The organism is Acidovorax sp. Leaf73, assembly GCF_916855635.1.
GTDB lineage: Bacteria > Pseudomonadota > Gammaproteobacteria > Burkholderiales > Burkholderiaceae_C > Acidovorax > Acidovorax facilis.
The window spans coordinates 409,064-427,308 of sequence record NZ_CAKASI010000001.1 but is presented as its reverse complement, the minus strand read 5'-3'; the positions used below and the strand labels follow the sequence as shown (position 1 = coordinate 427,308).

The 18,245-nt window shown below is 64.8% G+C and carries 15 protein-coding genes; 12 read left to right on the top strand and 3 right to left on the bottom strand.

Annotation, left to right across the window (positions count from 1 at the left end):
* Positions 1-56: 56 nt before the first annotated feature.
* Positions 57-716: a YitT family protein gene (locus LPA35_RS02085; RefSeq protein WP_228894753.1), complete on the top strand. Its 660-nt coding sequence runs from the start codon at positions 57-59 to the stop codon at positions 714-716.
* Between the two features lie 27 nt (positions 717-743).
* On the opposite strand, the gene LPA35_RS02080 is transcribed toward LPA35_RS02085, so the two are convergent.
* Positions 744-4,292, bottom strand: a complete 3,549-nt coding sequence (locus tag LPA35_RS02080) for an EAL domain-containing protein (protein ID WP_228894751.1) — start codon at positions 4,290-4,292, stop codon at positions 744-746.
* 212 nt (positions 4,293-4,504) lie between these two features.
* Between LPA35_RS02080 and LPA35_RS02075 the strand changes: the two genes are divergently transcribed.
* The 11 genes from LPA35_RS02075 to LPA35_RS02025 all read left to right on the top strand — a co-directional run bounded on the left by LPA35_RS02075 (position 4,505) and on the right by LPA35_RS02025 (position 13,836).
* Positions 4,505-4,987 (top strand): hypothetical protein, encoded by a 483-nt coding sequence (locus tag LPA35_RS02075; protein WP_228894749.1) that lies wholly within the window; start codon positions 4,505-4,507, stop codon positions 4,985-4,987.
* A gap of 103 nt (positions 4,988-5,090) precedes the next feature.
* Positions 5,091-5,552: a hypothetical protein gene (locus tag LPA35_RS02070; RefSeq protein WP_228894747.1), complete on the top strand. Its 462-nt coding sequence runs from the start codon at positions 5,091-5,093 to the stop codon at positions 5,550-5,552.
* A gap of 14 nt (positions 5,553-5,566) precedes the next feature.
* Complete coding sequence (locus tag LPA35_RS02065) at positions 5,567-7,018, top strand: TolC family protein (protein WP_228895922.1); 1,452 nt, start codon at positions 5,567-5,569, stop codon at positions 7,016-7,018.
* A 1-nt stretch (position 7,019) separates the two neighbouring features.
* Positions 7,020-8,402, top strand: a complete 1,383-nt coding sequence (locus LPA35_RS02060; protein ID WP_228894739.1) for a multicopper oxidase family protein — start codon at positions 7,020-7,022, stop codon at positions 8,400-8,402.
* Between the two features lie 21 nt (positions 8,403-8,423).
* Positions 8,424-8,921 (top strand): plastocyanin/azurin family copper-binding protein, encoded by a 498-nt coding sequence (locus LPA35_RS02055; protein ID WP_176885612.1) that lies wholly within the window; start codon positions 8,424-8,426, stop codon positions 8,919-8,921.
* An 18-nt stretch (positions 8,922-8,939) separates the two neighbouring features.
* Positions 8,940-9,479: a DUF411 domain-containing protein gene (locus LPA35_RS02050; protein ID WP_228894738.1), complete on the top strand. Its 540-nt coding sequence runs from the start codon at positions 8,940-8,942 to the stop codon at positions 9,477-9,479.
* Positions 9,476-9,832, top strand: a complete 357-nt coding sequence (locus tag LPA35_RS02045; protein ID WP_228894737.1) for a copper-binding protein — start codon at positions 9,476-9,478, stop codon at positions 9,830-9,832. Before LPA35_RS02050 ends, LPA35_RS02045 begins: the two co-directional genes overlap by 4 nt.
* Positions 9,833-9,898: 66 nt before the next feature.
* Positions 9,899-10,906 carry a P1 family peptidase gene (locus LPA35_RS02040; RefSeq protein WP_055400754.1) on the top strand — a complete coding sequence of 336 codons (1,008 nt, stop codon included), beginning with the start codon at positions 9,899-9,901 and terminating at the stop codon, positions 10,904-10,906.
* 140 nt (positions 10,907-11,046) lie between these two features.
* Entirely contained in the window at positions 11,047-11,844 is a 798-nt protein-coding gene (locus tag LPA35_RS02035; RefSeq protein ID WP_228894733.1) for a lectin, read from the top strand.
* 10 nt (positions 11,845-11,854) lie between these two features.
* A complete protein-coding gene (locus LPA35_RS02030) occupies positions 11,855-12,379 on the top strand; it encodes an EF-hand domain-containing protein (protein ID WP_228894730.1) in 525 nt (174 codons plus the stop codon).
* Positions 12,380-12,513: 134 nt separating this feature from the next.
* A complete protein-coding gene (locus LPA35_RS02025) occupies positions 12,514-13,836 on the top strand; it encodes a TAXI family TRAP transporter solute-binding subunit (protein WP_228894728.1) in 1,323 nt (440 codons plus the stop codon).
* A 113-nt stretch (positions 13,837-13,949) separates the two neighbouring features.
* On the opposite strand, the gene LPA35_RS02020 is transcribed toward LPA35_RS02025, so the two are convergent.
* Entirely contained in the window at positions 13,950-16,388 is a 2,439-nt protein-coding gene (locus tag LPA35_RS02020; protein ID WP_228894725.1) for a DUF1631 family protein, read from the bottom strand.
* Between the two features lie 60 nt (positions 16,389-16,448).
* A complete protein-coding gene (gene ettA, locus LPA35_RS02015) occupies positions 16,449-18,110 on the bottom strand; it encodes an energy-dependent translational throttle protein EttA (protein ID WP_055400762.1) in 1,662 nt (553 codons plus the stop codon).
* Positions 18,111-18,245: the final 135 nt, after the last annotated feature.

Sequence of the window (18,245 nt, the reverse complement as noted above, 5' to 3'; positions counted from 1 at the left end):
CAATCTGCGACTCTTTCCCCTGACCGGCACCCGCCGCCCTGCCCGCCTGGCTCACCATGTCCAACCCGCCTGCACCCCACGCCCCTTCCCTGCCAAACCCTGCGCAAGTGGCCGCTCCTGTGGTGGTGCCGCACACCCTCACGGAAGATGCTGTGGCCATCTTCACCGGCGTGCTGCTCATTTCCGTAGGGGTTGCTTTTTTCACCAGCGCAGGCCTGCTGACCGGGGGAACCGCAGGCCTTGCGTTCCTGTTGCACTACGCCACGGGTATCGGCTTTGGCAAGATTTTCTTTGTGCTGAACCTGCCCTTTTACTGGCTGGCCCTGCGCAAGCTGGGACGCGCATTTACGGTCAAGACGTTTATTGCCGTGCTGCTGTTGTCGCTGCTGACCGAACTGCAGACTCAATTTCTGGAGTTTGCGCAGTTGCAGCCGCTGTATGCGGCAGTGGCAGGTGGGTTGATCACGGGCACAGGGTTTCTGGTGCTGTTTCGCCACCGTTGCAGCCTGGGGGGCGTGGGCATTGCCGCGCTGTACCTGCAGGACCGGTACGGATGGCGCGCCGGCAAGGTCCAGATGGCGGTGGACTGCTGCATCGTGCTGCTGGCGCTGTGGACGGTGGAACCCCTGCGCGTTGCCTGGTCCATTGCAGGGGCCGTGGCGCTCAACCTGGTCCTGGCGATGAACCATCGGCCAGGGCGTTACATGGCGGTGTAAGCCGGGCCAGAACACACGGACCAGAACTCAAACAGAGGCTGCACGTGCCTGCAGGTACTGCTCCAGCACCCCGATAGGCACCGGGCGGCTGAACAGGTAACCCTGAAAGAGCGTGCAGCCGTGCTTTTCCAGAAACGCCCGCTGCGCGTCCGTCTCCACGCCTTCGGCGATCACGTCGATTCCCAGGCTCTGCGCCATGCCGATGATGGTCTGCACGATCAGCGCATCGGTGTGCTGAATGCCGATGTTGCGCACAAAGCTCTGGTCGATCTTGAGCTGGTCCAGCGGCAGACGCGTGAGGTAGGACAGCGATGACTGCCCCGTGCCAAAGTCGTCCAGAGAAAACCGCAGACCCAGGGCGCGCAATGCGTTCATCTTCGCGATGGTGTCGTCCACGTTGTCCAGCGCCAGGCTTTCCGTCAGTTCCAGCTTCAGACGGTCGGGCCGCGCACCGGTTTGCAGCAACACGGTGCGAATCTGCTCCATGAAATCGGGCTGTCGGAACTGCCGCGCGCTCACGTTCACGGACAACTGCAGCTGTTCCGTGGCGGGGTTGCCCTGCCAGCGGCGCAACTGAGCACACGCGGTCTGCAACACCCACAGGCCTATGGGCAGTATGAGCCCCGTTTCTTCGGCCAAAGGGATGAACTCATAAGGGGGGACCATGCCGCGCTCCGGGTGTTGCCAGCGGATCAGCGCCTCGGCCCCGACAGGGCGTACACCACAGCCCACCTGGATCTGGTAGTGCAGCAAAAACTGCCCGGCAGCCAACGCAGTGCGCAGGTCGTTTTCCAGTGCAGCGCGGGCAGAGACCGCCGCCTGCATCATCGGATCAAAGAACCGGATCGCGTTGCGCCCCGCTGTTTTTGCGGCGTACATGGCCAGGTCGGCGTGTTTGACGACGTCTTCCACCGTTTGGCTTTGGCCGCTGAACAGCACGGTTCCCACACTGGTCGTGCTGTGCACATGGTGCAAGGCAAGCTGGTAAGGCTGGTTCAGGGCGGCAAGTATTTTCTCGGACACATTCTGTGCCTGCTCAGCCGCGTCGGTGGCAAGCGCATCCAGGTCTTCCAGCAGCACCAAAAACTCATCGCCGCCCAGGCGGGCCACGGTGTCGCCTTCGCGCACACATCCCGCCAGACGCTGCGCAACCTGCTGCAGCAAGACATCGCCCATGTCATGGCCCAGTGTGTCGTTCAGGGTCTTGAAGTGGTCCAGATCGAGGCACAACAGCGCGCCATGCAGGCCGGTGCGCGCACTGGTGGCAAACGCCTGCTGCAGACGGTCCAGCATGAGGCGGCGGTTGGGCAGGTGTGTCAGCGGGTCATAAAAGGCCAGATGCTCGATCTCGCGCGCGGCCTGGGCACGCTGGGTGATATCGCTGAGCGTGCCGACATAGTGGGTGACTTCGCCCCCATCGTCCGTGACGGCTGTGATGCCCATGAAGTGGAGGTTGACCGCCCCGCTTTTGCAGCGGTTCCAGATTTCGCCTTTCCATTCACCGGTGTCCGAGAGGCTGCCCCACATGGCGTCGAAAAAGGCCTTGTCATGGTGGCCCGAAGCGAGAAGGCTGGAACGCTTGCCCACTGCATCTTCCGCGCTGTAGCCCGTAATTTTGGTGAAGGCCCTGTTCGTGCGCAGGATGACGGTCTCTCGGTCGGTGACGATCATGCCCTCCTGCGACTCAAACGCAATGGCCGCAATGCGCAGTTCGTTTTCATCGCGCTTGCGCGCCGTGATGTCCTTGCCCACGCCCCGGTAGCCGCAAAATGTTCCGTTCACGTCAAAAATGGGTGTGCCGCTCACCGAAAGCCAGTGCAGCTGGCCCGAAAGGTCTTTCCGCTGGAACTCGAAATCGCGGAACTCCTGATGGCGTTCCAGCAGCTCGCGGTGCTCCTGCCAGCGGGCTTCGCTCACCCCAGGGCCTGCCAACTCCCAGCGCGTCTTGCCCATGTACGCGGCCGCCTCCTGCAGCAGACGGTCTTTGTCGCTTCCGTCCACATGGGTCAGGCGGAACTGGGCGTCCTGTTCCCAGTACCAGTCAGACGACAAGATGGTCAGGGTGCGAAAGCGCGCTTCGTTGTCTTCCAGTTGCTTGCGCACGCGGTAGGCCTCGGTCACGTCGCTGAACACCAGCACGACACCGACAATCTGCCCCTGCGCATTGCGAATGGGCGCAGCGCTGTCCGCAATCTGATATTCGGCACCGTCCCGCGCGAGCAAGGTCGTGTGGTTGCTCAGCCCCACCACCTCGCCCTTGGCCACCACCATCCGCACCGGATCGACCACCGGCTCCCGCGTGCTGGCATTGACGATGCGAAACACGTCCGTCAGCGGCTTGCCCAGTGCCTCGGGCAACGGCCAGCCTGTCAGGCGTTCGGCCACTGCATTCATGCGTGTGATATGGCCCTGCGCATCCGTGGCCACCACCCCATCACCAATGGAATGCAGCGTGATGGACAGGTTTTCCTCACTCTGGCGCAACTGGGCCTCGGCGCTCTGGCGCGTAAGCGCCATGCGGTCAAAACGCTGACCCAACTCGGTCAACTCTGCCAGGCCGGTGGCGAGGGGCTGGGGGGCATAACGGCCCTGGGCCAGTTCGTCGGTGGCGTCCAACAGGCGCCGCAATGGTTTCATCACGCCCCGCCGCACGCCCTGCTGGGCCAGCAGGAAAGACAGCGCAAGGCCAGCCAGCAAGAAGGCCACCTCGGTCCACATGTTGCGGTTGGCAGTGGCGTAGAGCTGGTCCAGTGGCACAGCCAGACTCATGGTGGCAACCGTTTTTCCACCCGACTCTATGAGCGGCTGAAACACCATCAACTGGTGTGACCCGGCCGCATTGCTGCGCTGAAGCACCCCTTCGGCAGAGCGCTGCAGCGCCGCGCTGAAATCTGCATCGGCCAACTGGGTTCCGAGTTCGGCCCCATCGGGCGGAAAACGCGCCACCACGCGCCCATCGGCGTCGGTCACACGCGCCACGGCGCCGGGTGGCAGGCCCAGATCGGCAAGCCGCAGGCTCCACCACTCCAGCGACACCACGGCCACTGCAGCGCCCACCACCTCCTGGCTGCCCGGCGGGACCACAGGCACCGCAAAATTGACGCTCGCAACCTGGGCAGCCCGGTCGATCTGAAAAGCCCCCACCGAGAACTCCCGGGCGGTGATGGCGTGCTGGAAATAGGGCCGGTTCGCCACGTTCACGGGCGCCTTCAACGGGCGGGCATTGCACAGCAGATCGCCACTGGCCTGTGGCACACCAATGTTGACGTAAGTGGCGTTGAGCGACAGCACCTCGGCCAGGTACCTTCCACACTCGGGTTCCGCCGGCCGGTGCACCGAGGGCATGGCAGCAAGCTTCTGCAGAAAATCGCGGGTGTTCTGAATCAGGCGCTGCTGGCTGGCTGCCACGGCCCGCAGCGTGCCCAAAGCCTGGTTCTCTGCGGCGGCGATGGCGTCCATGCGGTGCGACCGTGCCTGGTAAACCGCCAGCAGCACGGCGGGCAGGGTCGCCACCAGAACCAGCCAGCGGATTCGCGCAGACAACGTACTCCAGGTTCCCACCAGCCAGGAAGGCATACCGACCTTTCGTCTTGCACAGTCATTCCAGGCACCGCAGGGCCAGGAGATGCACCGAACGCATTGTTACATCGTAAGCCGAACCGCCCTACATCTGCACCCCCATTTGCCCGCAGTGCCTGGTGGCCGCCCCAAGGGCCGGGGGCCGGGGGCCGGGGGCCGGAGATGTAACCTTTTGGGAACCTTGGGGCGTGCCGCCGTATCATTGGGACATGCGTCGCGGCCTCTATTTCGTGTTGATGGTGGTGCTGGTCCTGCGGGGACTTACCGGCACCGCCATGGCCGCCGGGGTCTTGCCGCCCCTGCTTCCTGCTAGCGCGCCGCATGCGCAGGAGCACAGCCACGTGGTGGCAGCCGAAGCGGCATACCCTACCTCACAAGAGCACAGGACTGACCAGGCCACAGAGGCCGTGGCTGCAGAAATGCAGGAAGGCAGTCACACCATCGCCCATCACGATGACCATGCCGTGCATGCTGCTGCGGCATCCGCGTGTGATGGTGAACTGGTGGGATGTGCTGCACACGATCACCACTCTGCCGCATGTTCCGCCTGCGAAATCTGCCATTCGGCAATGCTCGACGCCGCCCCGGCAGCGTCCTGCGCTCTCCGCCGCCCGGGCACCGCGCTGCCCACGGCGTCTGCACGGTTTGACAGTGCGCCTCCCGCACTGACCATCAAACCACCCATCGCCTGATCTCCAACGCCCGAAGTGCGTCTGCCACAGCCTGAGCCCCCCTGAAACAGGGTGGCCCGGGCGGTAGCGCAACACCTTTTTCGTCCGTTGTCTGGAGATCGCCATGCGCGCGCCTGCTTCATTTCCGTATCCCGCTTCATCGCCCCCGCGAACCGTCTGCCTTGTGCTGCTGGCACCGCTGCTTTCGCTGGCCCAGGGCCTTGCTCCCACACCCAGCCATCCTCTGGCACCGGCTGCCGACGCTGCCCATGTTGGTGCCTCGACGGCTCCACTGGCCCACCCCGCCCTCGTCCCACAACCCCCATTGCCCAGCGCGCCCCCATCGCCCCGGTCATGGCGCGAGGCGCACGAGGCGGTGGCTGCCTTTCCCAGGGGGCATGCCGACATCGTCGCCTGGGAGGCTCGGCAGAGCGCCCAGCCCGCCACACCCACGTCCACCGTCGAAGGGCACAAAAGCCCCCACCGTCACCACCAAGGGCACCACGGCAGCAGCAGCAGCAACGGCCAGTCCGCTTCACCCACGCCGATGCACCAACGCCACCACGCACCGGGAGGCAAGCCATGAACCTCCCCGCCCAAATGCCGCACATTTCTCCACACCTTTCCCCACGCCTGTCTCCGCGCCTTTGCCTGCTGGCCGCTGCAGCCGTACTGGCCGGTTGCGCCAGTGTCTCGCCCGATGGCCTGCGCGGTGACGTCGCCAATCTCGCTGCGGGCCGCACCGGGGGCGTGCAAGCGAGCCTGCCTGCAGCGGACCCTGCCGCCCGCGCCTCTGCAGAAAAATCCGTCGAAGGCTGGCTGGCACAGCCCTTGACACAAGACGCTGCCGTGCGCATTGCTCTGCTCAACAACCCCGGCCTGCAAGCCCGCCTGGCCGCACTGGGCGTGGCCGACGCTGAGCGCGTGCAGGCCATCACCCTGCCCAACCCGCACCTTGCACTGGGGAGATTCACCAACAGCCACGAGCGCGAAATCGAGCGCACCCTGGCCTTCAGCCTGATTGACCTCATCACCCTGCCCTGGCGCACCGCGCGCCAGGCCGAGCGCCTGCAGATCGCGACGCTGCAAGCCGCGCAGGACGTGGTGACGCTTGCTGCCGACACCCGCCGCGCCTGGCTGCGTGCCGTGGCCGCGGAGCAAATAGCCGCCACCCACGACCGCATGGTCGAGGCGGCCGAGGCCGGTGCCGAACTGGCCCGCCGCATGGTGCAGGTGGGCAACTGGAGCCGCCTGCAGCAGGCCCGCGAGCAGGCCGTGCTGCAAGAGGCCACCCGCCAGCGCGCCCGCGCCCGCCTTGCCGCAGCCACCGAACGCGAGCAGCTCAACCGCCGCATGGGCGTGTGGGGGCTGCAGACGCAGTACCAGCTGGCCAACCAGCTGCCGCCCCTGCCCGCCAGCGCCTTGCCCGCGGAGGGCATCGAAGCCACCGCGCTGCGCGAACGGCTCGATGTGCAAGCGGCCCGCCGCCAGCTCGACACCCAGGCCACCCGGCAGGGCTGGAGCCGCGCGGGCGCGGTGTTTGGCGACATCGGCCTGGCGTACAGCCGCAACACCGCCACCGAGCGCGAAAGTGGCCACCGCGACACCACACGCGGCTGGGAGATCGAGCTGCCCCTGCCCCTGTTCGACTGGGGCGGCGCAGCACGCACCCGCGCCCAAGCCGAGGTAGAGCAAAGTGCCGCCCAGCTGCAAGACACCGCCGTGCGCGCCCGCAGCGAGGTGCGCGCCGCCTGGCTCACCTACCGCACCGCGCTCGACCTGGCGCGCCAGCAGCAGGCTGAGGTGGTACCCCTGCGCCAGCTCATCAGCGACGAGACCACCCTGCGCTACAACGGCATGCTGGCCAGTGTGTGGGACATGCTGACCGAAGCGCGCAACAGCACCCAGGCCGTGGCCAACGCCATCGAAGCACAGCGCGACTTCTGGCTGGCCGAGACCGATTTGCAGCTCGCACTCACTGGCACATCGCCCGGCGCCCTGCAGGGCCTCGCATCGGGCGCCGCAGCCTCCACCACCCCACAAGGCCACTGACATGAACCGCCGCAATTTCTTCTCCGGCGCCGCCACGGCAGTGGCCGCAGCCTCCGTCAGCAGCGTGGCCCTGGCCGCGCTGCCCGAGCCCGCCATGCAGTCCAGCGCCGACACCGCGCCGCCGCTGCACCCGCCCACGGGCCGCCCCTACAACCCGGTGGTCACTTTGAATGGCTGGACCGCCCCCTGGCGCATGAACGCAGGCGTCAAGGAGTTCCACCTGGTGGCCGAGCCCGTGGTGCGTGAGGTGGCGCCCGGCTTCATGGTCAACATGTGGGGCTACAACGGCCAGAGCCCCGGCCCCACCATCGAGGTGGTTGAAGGCGACCGCGTGCGCATCTTCGTCACTAACCGCCTGCCCGAGCACACCACCATCCACTGGCACGGCCAGCGCCTGCCCAACGGCATGGACGGCGTCGGCGGCCTCACCCAGCCCGCCATCCAGCCGGGCAAAACCTTTGTGTACGAGTTTGTGGCGCGCCGCCCCGGCACCTTCATGTACCACCCGCATGCCGACGAGATGGTGCAGATGGCCATGGGCATGATGGGCCTGTGGATCACCCACCCGAAGGCTGCGCACCCGCACATCGCCAAGGTGCAGCGCGACTACGCGTTTTTGCTCAACGCTTTTGACGTGGAGCCCGGCAGCATGACCCCCAAGGTCAACACCATGCTGGACCACAACATCTGGTGCTGGAACAGCCGCGTGTTCCCCGCCATCAGCCCGCTGGTGGCGCGGCAGGGTGAGCGCGTGCGCATGCGCATCGGCAACCTCACCATGACGAACCACCCGATTCACATCCACGGCCACGAATTCGAAGTGACCGGCACCGACGGCGGCCCCGTACCCAAAAGTGCGCGCTGGCCCGAGGTGACCACCGACGTAGCCGTGGGCCAGATGCGGCAGGTCGAGTTCATCGCCGACGAGCCAGGCGACTGGGCCCTGCACTGCCACAAGAGCCACCACACCATGGGCGCCATGGGGCACGACGTGCCCACCATGATCGGGGTGGACCACCGGGGGCTGGTCGGCAAGATCCAGAAGATCGTGCCCGACTACATGGTGATGGGCGAGCGCGGCATGGCCGACATGGGTGCCATGGAGATGCCACTGCCCGACAACACCTTTCCGATGATGACCGGCACCGGCCCCTTTGGCCCGTTGGAGATGGGCGGTATGTTCACCACCCTCAAGGTGCGCGCCGACCAGCCTGCGGGCGATTACCGCGACCCTGGAGACTTCAAGCAACCTGCGGGCACGGTGGCCTACGAATGGCAGGGTGCCCCCGCCAGCACACCACGCCCCGCCCGCGCAGACACCCCAGGCACCGCGCCCGGCGCAGCGAGCGCACGCAAGCCCGCTGCCAGCGGCCACCAGCACTGAACCTCCCCATCAGCACACACCATGAATACTATTAAATTGATAGCTGCTTGCGCTTTATGGATAAGCGCTAGCACCTCTTTTGGCCATGAAAACGCCCATCACACCGCATCGAACAGCCCGGTGGTCAAGGAGCAAAAGGACTGGGGCATCGCAGGCGACGCCAAGGCCGTGCGCCGCACCATCACCGTCCGCATGACCGACGACATGCGCTTTGCGCCGAATCACATCGAAGTGCGTGAGGGCGACACCGTGCGGCTGCGTGCCGAGAACAAAGGCAAGGTGTTGCACGAGATCGTGATCGGCACCAAGGCCGAGCTGAACCAGCACGCCGAGATGATGAAAAAGCACCCCGGCATGGAACATGACGAGCCCTACATGGCCCACGTGGCGGCGGCCAAGACCGGTGACATCGTGTGGCACTTCAACCGCGCCGGGAGTTTTGACTTTGCCTGCCTGATCCCCGGCCACTACCAGGCCGGCATGACCGGCACCATCACTGTGCTGCCGCGCAACCCATAACGCCAGGAGAGACACGCCATGACCAACTCACGCAATCCACGCTCCGCATCCACCGCAGCCCACCCTGCACGACGCCAATGGCTCACCACCGCACTGCCTTTGCTGGGTGCGGGTGTAGCCGTCGCCCTGCTGCCCGGCCTGTCCCGAGCAGCCACCAACACCCCTACACCGCTGGAGGTGTGGAAAGACCCGAACTGCGGCTGCTGCCAGGACTGGGTGGACCACATGCAAGCCAACGGCTTTGCCGTGAAGGTGCACGCCACCGGCAACAACGCCGTGCGCGCACGGCTGGGCCTGCCGCAAAAGCTGGGCTCGTGCCACACCGCGCTCGTCGGCGGCTATGTGGTGGAAGGCCATGTGCCTGCCAGCGACGTGCGCGCGCTGCTGCAGCACAAGCCCAAGGCCCTGGGCCTGGCGGTGCCTGGCATGCCCGTGGGCTCGCCGGGCATGGACGGCCCTGCGTATGGCGACCGGCGTGACCCGTACGACGTGCTGCTGGTGGCGCGCGACGGCAGCACCCGTGTTTTCAAAAGCTACAACAAGAAGGCATCAACATGAAAATCCTTTCCATCCCACTGGTCGCAAGCCTGCTTCTCCTGGACGCAGGGCCCGCTCTGGCGCAAGCCCCCACCGCTGCAGCCTCCGATAGCCACAACAGCCACCATCCGGCCCCGTCGGCGGCGCAAGCGGAACTGAGCGAAGGCGAAATCACCCGCTGGGACCCGCGCACACTGCGCCTCACCTTGAAGCATGGCGAGATCAAGAACCTGGAAATGCCGCCCATGACCATGGTGTTCCGCGTGGCGGACGCCAGCGTGGTGGGTGACTTGAAACCGGGTGACAAGGTGCGCTTTCGGGCCGAGCAGGTCAATGGCGCTTACCACGTCAAGCAGATCGAAAAGGCCCCGTGAGCCCCCTGCCGGCCGACTGATGTCGCACAAGCCAGCTGGTGCGCCCGGGCACCATAATCGACGGCCATGAGTTCTCAACACGTTCTGGCCGGCAGCGCTGGCAGCATCACCCGCGTGGCGGGCATCGAGGTCGGTCACTTCACCGAAACCCGCCGCCCCACGGGCTGCACCGTCATCATCACCCGCGAAGGCGCCGTGGCCGGTGTGGATGTACGGGGCGCAGCACCCGGCACCCGTGAGACCGATCTGCTCCACCCCTCCAACCTGGTGGACAAGGTGCACGCCATCATGCTGGCCGGGGGCAGCGCCTGGGGGCTGGATGCCGCCACTGGCGCTGTGCGCTGGCTGGAAGAGCGCAATATCGGCTTCGATGTGGCCGTGGGCCGCCTGCCCATCGTGCCTGCTGCCGTGTTGTTTGACCTGCTGGTGGGCGACATGCACATTCGCCCCGACGCTGCGGCGGGCTACGCGGCGTGCGATGCGGCATCCACCGCCGACCCGGCCGAGGGCAATGTAGGTGCGGGCACGGGTGCGGCACTGGGCAAGATCTTCGGCATCCAGCGCGCGATGAAGGGCGGCATTGGCACCGCCTCTGTCACGGTGGATGGCGTGACGGTGGGCGCACTCATCGCCTGCAACGCCCTGGGTGACGTGATCGACCCCGACACCGCACAAGTGATTGCAGGCGCCCGCACCGACGACGGCCTGCGCCTGCGCGACACGCGCCGTGCCCTGCTGCGCGGCGACCCGCCCCAGCCCCTGCTGGCGGGCACCAACACCACCATCGGCGTGGTGGCCACCGACGCCGTCATCACCAAGGTACAGGCCCACCGCCTGGCCGTGGCCGCCCACGACGGCCTGGCGCGCAGCATCAACCCGGTGCACACCATGTCCGACGGCGACACGCTCTTCAGCCTGGGCACTGGCCGCGCAGGCAAAAGCCTGGGCATGATGGTGCTGGCCACCATGGCGGCCGAGGCCACGGCCATCGCCACGGCGCGCGCGGCACGCGCGGCGCGGTCCATCACCACGGCGGAAGGTTTGTACTTGCCCTGGGCTGGTGAGTTGGGGTAAACAATGGTCATGGGGCCATGGCCCATGAGCCCATATGATGCCCACACCGCGCAGGGCTCAAGCGCCAGAACACGCCCGGAGCGCACTGCGACCCCCACGCGCCAGTCTTGCCACCCTATCTATCGCGACAAGGAGAATTCATGAAAGACCTAACCCGTCTGCGGCACAGCTGGTTGTTGTGCCTGCCTTTGCTCCTGAACACCCAAGCCGCCATCGCCCAGGACCAGTTCGTGGAACTGCAATCCAACGGTGGCTACACGTCCTATCGCCTGCCGGACGACACCACCCAGGTGGACCTGAGCGCACAGACACAAGGGGCTTGCCGTTTCAATCGCACCTGGGGCTATGACCTGACGAACCGGGAACTGTGGACCAACGGGGGGTGTGGCGGCCGCTTCCAGATTACCCGCAGCTACGCCTCTGGCAACAACAGTGGCTCCAACGCTGGCGCAGCTGTGGCCGCGGTGGCCGCCATCGCGGGCCTTGCGCTGCTGGCCAACCACAACCGGCACGACAACGACCGGCGACCCGAGTACCCGGACTATCCCGGCCAAGGTGGCGACTGGGGGCGAGAAGTCCGCGTGGACGGCCGCCTGTGCCTGGACGTGCGGGGTGGCAAGTTCCAGCCAGGCACCTCATTGCAGGTGTATGAATGCAACGGCACCGCGTCCCAGCGGTTTGCTGTGGGGCGCGGGGGTGAGATCCGGGTACGCGACCTGTGCGTGGACGTGGACCGTGGCGACCCGCGCGATGGCGCACGGGTGGTGCTGTGGTCGTGCTCGGGCTCGCGCAGCCAAAGCTGGGCCACCCGGGGCGGCCAGATCGTGAGCCAGCTCACCGGCAAATGCCTGGACGTGGAGGATGGCCGGGTCCGCCAGGGCGCACACACCATGGTCTGGCCCTGCAACCGCAGCCCCAGCCAACGCTGGTGGTGGTAAGGAGGGTCCAATGACGATCACAACCCCACGCGCTCTGCGCACCATGCGCTTGCTGTGCAGTGCAGCAGCGGCAGGCACCTTCGCTCTGGCATGTGCATCCGCCGCGCAGGCGGCGGATGCCCCGGTGTCTTCCCCCACATCCCCACCCAAGGTGACCACCACGGCCCAGAAGCCAGCAGCACCATCGCGCGCCAACCGGCTCCAGGCGATCTGCTCGTCTGCTGACCTGAACCACGACGGCAAGGTGTCTCTGGAGGAGTTTCACCAGGACATCGTGCAAGGCTGGCACAACCTCTCGCCCGATGCGACAGGCCATGTTCAGCTCTCCGACCTGGCCCAGGTGCCGCGCATGGGCAAAGGCCGCCTGAAACGACTTGCAGCCGTTGACACGGACACCGACGGCAAGCTGTCGTTCAAGGAAGTCGTTGAAAGCCGCATGGCCTATTTCGACGCGGCGGATACCGATCAGGACGACCAGCTCTCCCTTCCGGAATGTGTGGCTTACGAGCGCCAGCGGCGCGGCAGCAAGCCATAGATCTCAGGAACTCCTTGTCGCTCCTGGCCCCATGTGCCTGGAGGGCGTACGCCACAGCCACATGAACAACCACGGGGCCTCGGATGGTCGCAGAGGCCTCGTGGTTGCTCCACCCCATGTTCAGCACTTATTCCATGTCCCAGGCTTTCCGCAATACCCTGCTTTCTCTGCGCGATCTGATCGTGTCGGCCGGTCCTCTCGCGTTTCTGGCGGTGGGACTGCTGGTCCTGGCGTACTGGTGGCTCAACCCCAACCCACCCAAAACCGTAACGCTGGCCACAGGCCCGGCGCAAAGCGCTTACGAGGAGTTTGGCAAGCGCTACCAGAAGGCGTTGGCGGTGGACGGCATCGAAGTCCGGTTGCTGCCCAGCGATGGCTCTTCGCACAACCTGCAGCTGTTGCGTGAGGGCAAGGCCGATGTGGCGTTTGTGCAGGGTGGCACGGCCGAACTGCAACCCGATGATGCCGACGAGCTGGTGTCTCTGGGCAGTCTCTTTGTGGAGCCCGTGTGGCTGTTCTACCGTGCGGAGACTGCAGAACGTGTGTACAACACGCCGCGCATCGACAGCCTGCGGCAGTTGCGTGGCTGGCGGGTCAATGTAGGCTCAGACGGTAGTGGCGTGCCCAAGCTGATGGAGCGCCTGCTCGACGCCAACAAGGTGGCGCCTGGTGCGGTGCAGATGTCCCGACTGGAGCAGACGCCAGCCACCGTGGAATTTCTGGCGGGCAGACTTGATGCGCTGGTGTTCGCCTCGGCCCCCGAATCCCTGATGGTGCAGATGCTGCTGCAGACACCCGGCGTGCATTTGCTGGACTTTGCCCAGCACGAGGCCTATGCGCGGCGGTTTCCGTTCCTGACTCCGGTCACATTGCCGCGCGGCGTGGTGGACCTGGCGGCCAACGTGCCCACGCGGGATGTGCGCCTGGTGGCATCCACTACCTCGCTGCTGGCACGCGATGCCACGCACCCTGCCCTGCTCACCCTGTTTGCGCAGAATGCGCAGAAACTGCACGGCGGATCGGGCTGGTTCAACCGGGCCCGCGAGTTCCCCAACTCACGCAATAGCGAACTTCCGATTGCCAAAGAAGGCGACCGGGCCATGAACGAGCCGGTGCCGATGCTGCAACGCTACCTGCCGTTCTGGATGGCAAACCTGATTGAGCGCATGTGGCTGGTACTGGGCATTTTGCTGGCGATCATGCTCCCGCTGTCGCGCGTCGTGCCGCCGCTGTACCAGTTCCGCGTGCGTTCACGCGTATTCCGCTGGTATGGCCGGCTTCGTGAGATTGAAAACGACATGGAGGCTGGCAACATTGACGCCGCCGAGCTGCTCAAGGCCCTCAATACACTGGAGGCACAGGCTGAAAAAGTGAGCGTACCGTTGTCCTACGCAGACGAGTTGTACGCGCTGCGCAATCACATTCACCTGGTGCGCAAAAAGTTGCTCCGCGCCTGAGCTGTCCCTGGCGCTTCAGGGTACATCTGTGAATTGAGCGCCCTTTGTTGCATGGAGCACGCGAGGCCAAGGCTCAAAGCGATGGCGAATCGCGTGGGAAGCGCGGTGCTGAGTTAGCGTGTCTTGGAAGACTTGGAGCCCAACGGGGCAACTTTGGAGGAAGGCGCGCTGCTGGGCACCTTCCGGGACGACCCCGCTGAGACAGCGTCCAGAACACGGACCGTGGAGGACACTGCCGGAACCACCCGCAAGGAGCCGTCCGCAGCCAGCTTGTCGCGCATCCGCCGGGTCATGGATTGCGTGCTCGCATCGGGTGCGGTGAAAAGGAACAGGGTGCCGTGTGGGCTGGCCCAGGTAAGTTGCGTGCGGACGACCCGGCCGTTGGTGACCAACTCGACCCACGCGCCAATTACAAAGTCAGCGTAGGGATCGGGCGCATCCACGGGCGCCTGAACACTGTCCTCGGGGGCCACAGCGGAGGCTTGCGCTTCAGCAGGGGCTGCTTCTTGGGCCACCGGCTCGGGTTCTGGCTGAGGCGCCGCCACAGGTGCGGGCGCTGGCTTTTCAAAGGCCGACTGATGCAGCCCCACCAAACGCTGCAAGAAGGCGCTGGTCTGCACAGCGGGATAATTGATGGTCTTGAGCCCCTTGCGCAGCTTGGCCAGCAGGCCGGGAATGGCCTCGTTCAGGCGCTCAGGTTCCTGGCGGGTCAGGTCGGGTTGGGCGCTCCATAGCAGCACAGGTACCAGCGCCAAGTAGCCACCGGGGTCCTCATCCTGCCCATCTCCGCCCTTGAGCACCTGCGCCAAGGCGATCACATCCGCCCATGGGCCGGCGGCAAAATCGAGCACGTCGGCAGGCACGTTCTCCAGATCAGGCAGCCTGCGGATGTCGGCCGCAGTCTTTTCGGCCAACATTTCCCGCTGCTCCGCTTGGAGCAAGGCTTTTTGCTGCGCTTCCTGATGGGCCTTGATCTTCTGCTCCTGAGTCTCCCAGGCAGACTGCAGGGCCTTGAGCACGGTATCAAAAGGCCCTGCATCTTTGATTTCGTTGGCAGTCAGGTGCTCCACCGCCCCTTGCACCAAGCGCATGAAACTGCTAAACCCCGGCGTTGCTTCTGCGGTGAACGCCAGGCTGCGTTGCGTCAGCTCATCCAGCAAACGGCGCGCGGGATGGGTGCCATCGGTGAAAAAACGCCCATCGTGTGTCACCAGTTGTTTGAGTGCGGGCTCCAAACTCTTCACAGCCTTCTGCACGGGCGGCAGAAGGCGAGCATCCTGGGCAATGTTCTCCATCATGCGGCCAACCACCTCAATGGCCATGGCCGGGGATTGGGTGGCCGCCTCCATCGGCATAGCCGCGTACACCACAGGAGCCACACCCGGGCCCCGCCACCCCGTCAAAGGCGCCGACAGCGAAGCTGCCTGGCTGCCGCTGGCAAGCCTTCCCACCAAGCGTTCGAGCTGGGCCATGTCCTCGATGGCCTCGGCCGCTGCACCCACAGGGTAGTAACCACCGCCTTGCGGCATGGGTTGGGCACCCGCCACAACCCCGCCGACAGGAGGCACACCCCACGCAGGCTGCAAAGCCACCGGCTGCGAAGGCATGGCGCCATATGCGCGTGGATCAAAAGGATCTCCGCCAGCCAACATCTGGCGCAGGATGCCCACCGTCAACAACGCTTCTTCTGCGGCAGGCGCCATCGGCGATTGCAGGGAATCGCCACTCCAGCCAGTGGAGGGCCCCATGCCACGGCCATAGCCGGTGTTGCCATAGTCTCCCATGGGCGCGCCCATCGAGTTGCCATAGCCGGAGTAACCCCCACCATAGCCGGTACCCATGCCGGTGTTGGTGCCAGGGCCACCGTAGCCACCGCCACGACCCGCGTTGCCGCCGGGCGTGCCGAGCACCGCGTAGCCCACGGGCTGAACACCATGTTCGCGCAGGCTGGCAGCCGTTTTTTTGTATTCATCCACCAGCAGCTTACCCAACAGGTCGCGCATGTGCTGCATCCACAGCTGGCGCACTTCGGGCGATACACCAGTGTCTCCCACCACTTGCTGGAGCGCGCGGATATAACTTTCGGGGCGCAGTGGGTTGCGTTCGGGTTGCACACTACGCAAGCCCTGTGCGGAGCTGACGAGGGTGTTGAGTTCGGCCAGTACCGCATCAGTGGCATGCAACGCCGATTGCTGCGCCTTGGACAGCTCCACCTGCGCCTGCATCTCGTTCTCATCCATGAGCGAGAGTTCACCGAAGTCCATGCCGGTGTCCTCGGCAGAACTGCGGCCTTTGGCAGCGGGACCTTCGGCAAAAATCTCCAGCAGGGCCATGGGATAACCCTTGACCAGCGCAGCTTCATGCTGGTTCAGCAAGCGCAGGCTGTCACTGACCAGATTGCGCTGCTGGATATTGCGGACGACAGACTCCTCACCCGTCAGGGCCCCTTGCGTGACCTTGACCAATTCCTGCATCAACGCCTCGCCGCCGCGCACGGCGTTGACGACACAGGCGCGGAAAACAGTTCTCGAACGAGAAGCAGTCTGGGACATGGTGGGGAGGAATCGATCGGACAACAGGTTTCCAGATGCAATGCTACTTGACCTGACGCCTTATTTGAGGGCTTTGAACCTCATTCGTTTGGGTTTTGCCCCTTCTTCACCCAGGCGCTTCTTCTTGTCGGCCTCGTACTCCTGGTAATTGCCGTCAAAGAACGTCCACTGGCTGTCACCTTCAGCCGCCAGGATGTGGGTGGCGATCCGGTCCAGGAACCAGCGATCGTGGCTGATTACCAACATCGTGCCGGCAAATTCCAGAAGCGCGTCTTCGAGAGCCCGCAAGGTTTCCACGTCCAGATCGTTGGACGGCTCGTCCAGCATCAGCACGTTGCCGCCCGCAATCAGGGTCTTGGCCAGGTGCAAACGACCGCGCTCCCCCCCTGAGAGCATGCCAACCTTCTTTTGCTGGTCGCCGCCATTGAAGTTGAACCGGCCACAGTAGGCGCGGCTTGCCATCTGGAATTTGCCCACGTTCAGGATGTCGAGCCCGCCCGATACGTCTTCCCAGACGGTCTTGTCATTCGACAAGTCATCGCGGTGCTGGTCCACAAAGGCCATCTTGACGGTGGAGCCGATAACGACCTCCCCCGCGTCCGGCTTTTCCTTGCCCGCAATCAGCTTGAACAGCGTGGACTTACCGGCGCCGTTGGGCCCGATAATGCCGACGATGGCGCCTGCAGGAATGTTGAAGCTCAAGTTGTCGATCAGCACGCGGTCGCCAAACGACTTGGTGACGTTCTTGAACTCGATCACCTGGCTGCCCAGACGGTCCGCCACGGGGATGAAGATTTCGTTCGTTTCGTTGCGCTTCTGGTATTCGTAATCGCTCAGTTCCTCAAAGCGGGCCAGACGGGCCTTGCTCTTGGCCTGGCGGGCCTTGGGGTTCTGGCGCGACCATTCCAGCTCCTTCTTCAGGGCCTTGGCGCGGGCTTCCTCACCCTTTTGTTCGGCTTCCAGACGGGCGCCCTTCTGGGTCAGCCAGTCGGAGTAATTGCCCTTGTACGGAATGCCGGACCCACGGTCCAGTTCCAGAATCCATTCGGCGGCGTTGTCCAGGAAGTAGCGATCGTGGGTGATCGCCACCACGGTGCCGGAGTAGCGCTGCAGGAACTGCTCCAGCCAGTCCACCGATTCGGCGTCCAAGTGGTTGGTAGGTTCGTCGAGCAGCAGCATATCGGGCTTGGACAGCAGCAGGCGGCACAGGGCCACGCGGCGCTTTTCACCGCCGGAAAGCACACCAATGTTGGCATCCCAAGGTGGCAGGCGCAGCGCATCGGCGGCGATTTCCAATTGGTGCTCGGAGTCGGTACCCGCCGTTGCAATAATGGCTTCCAGCTCGGCCTGTTCGGCGGCCAGCGCGTCAAAGTCGGCATCTTCAGCGCCATACGCGGTGTATACCTCTTCCAGACGGGCCTTGGCGGCAAAAACCTTGCCCATGCCGGCTTCCACGCTCTCCCGCACGGTTTGTGTCGGGTCCAGCTGGGGTTCCTGGGGCAGATAGCCGATGTTCAGACCGGCCATGGGGATGGCCTCGCCTTCGATCTCCTTGTCAAGGCCCGCCATGATCTTCAGGAGGGTGGACTTACCCGAACCGTTAGTCCCCAATACGCCAATCTTGGCGCCCGGGAAGAAGCTCAGGGAGATGTCTTTCAAGATCTGCCGCTTGGGCGGCACGATCTTGCCGACGCGATTCATGGAAAAAACGTATTGGGCCATTGAGTGTCAAACCTGCAAAAATGAGCAGAAATTCTGCGTGCAAACCGAGATTATCGGGCCATGCGACAATACCCACCGTAGCGGGCTCCAGTTGCCCGCCACATCAGCACACTGCTGGGGACGAAGGAAGCATCA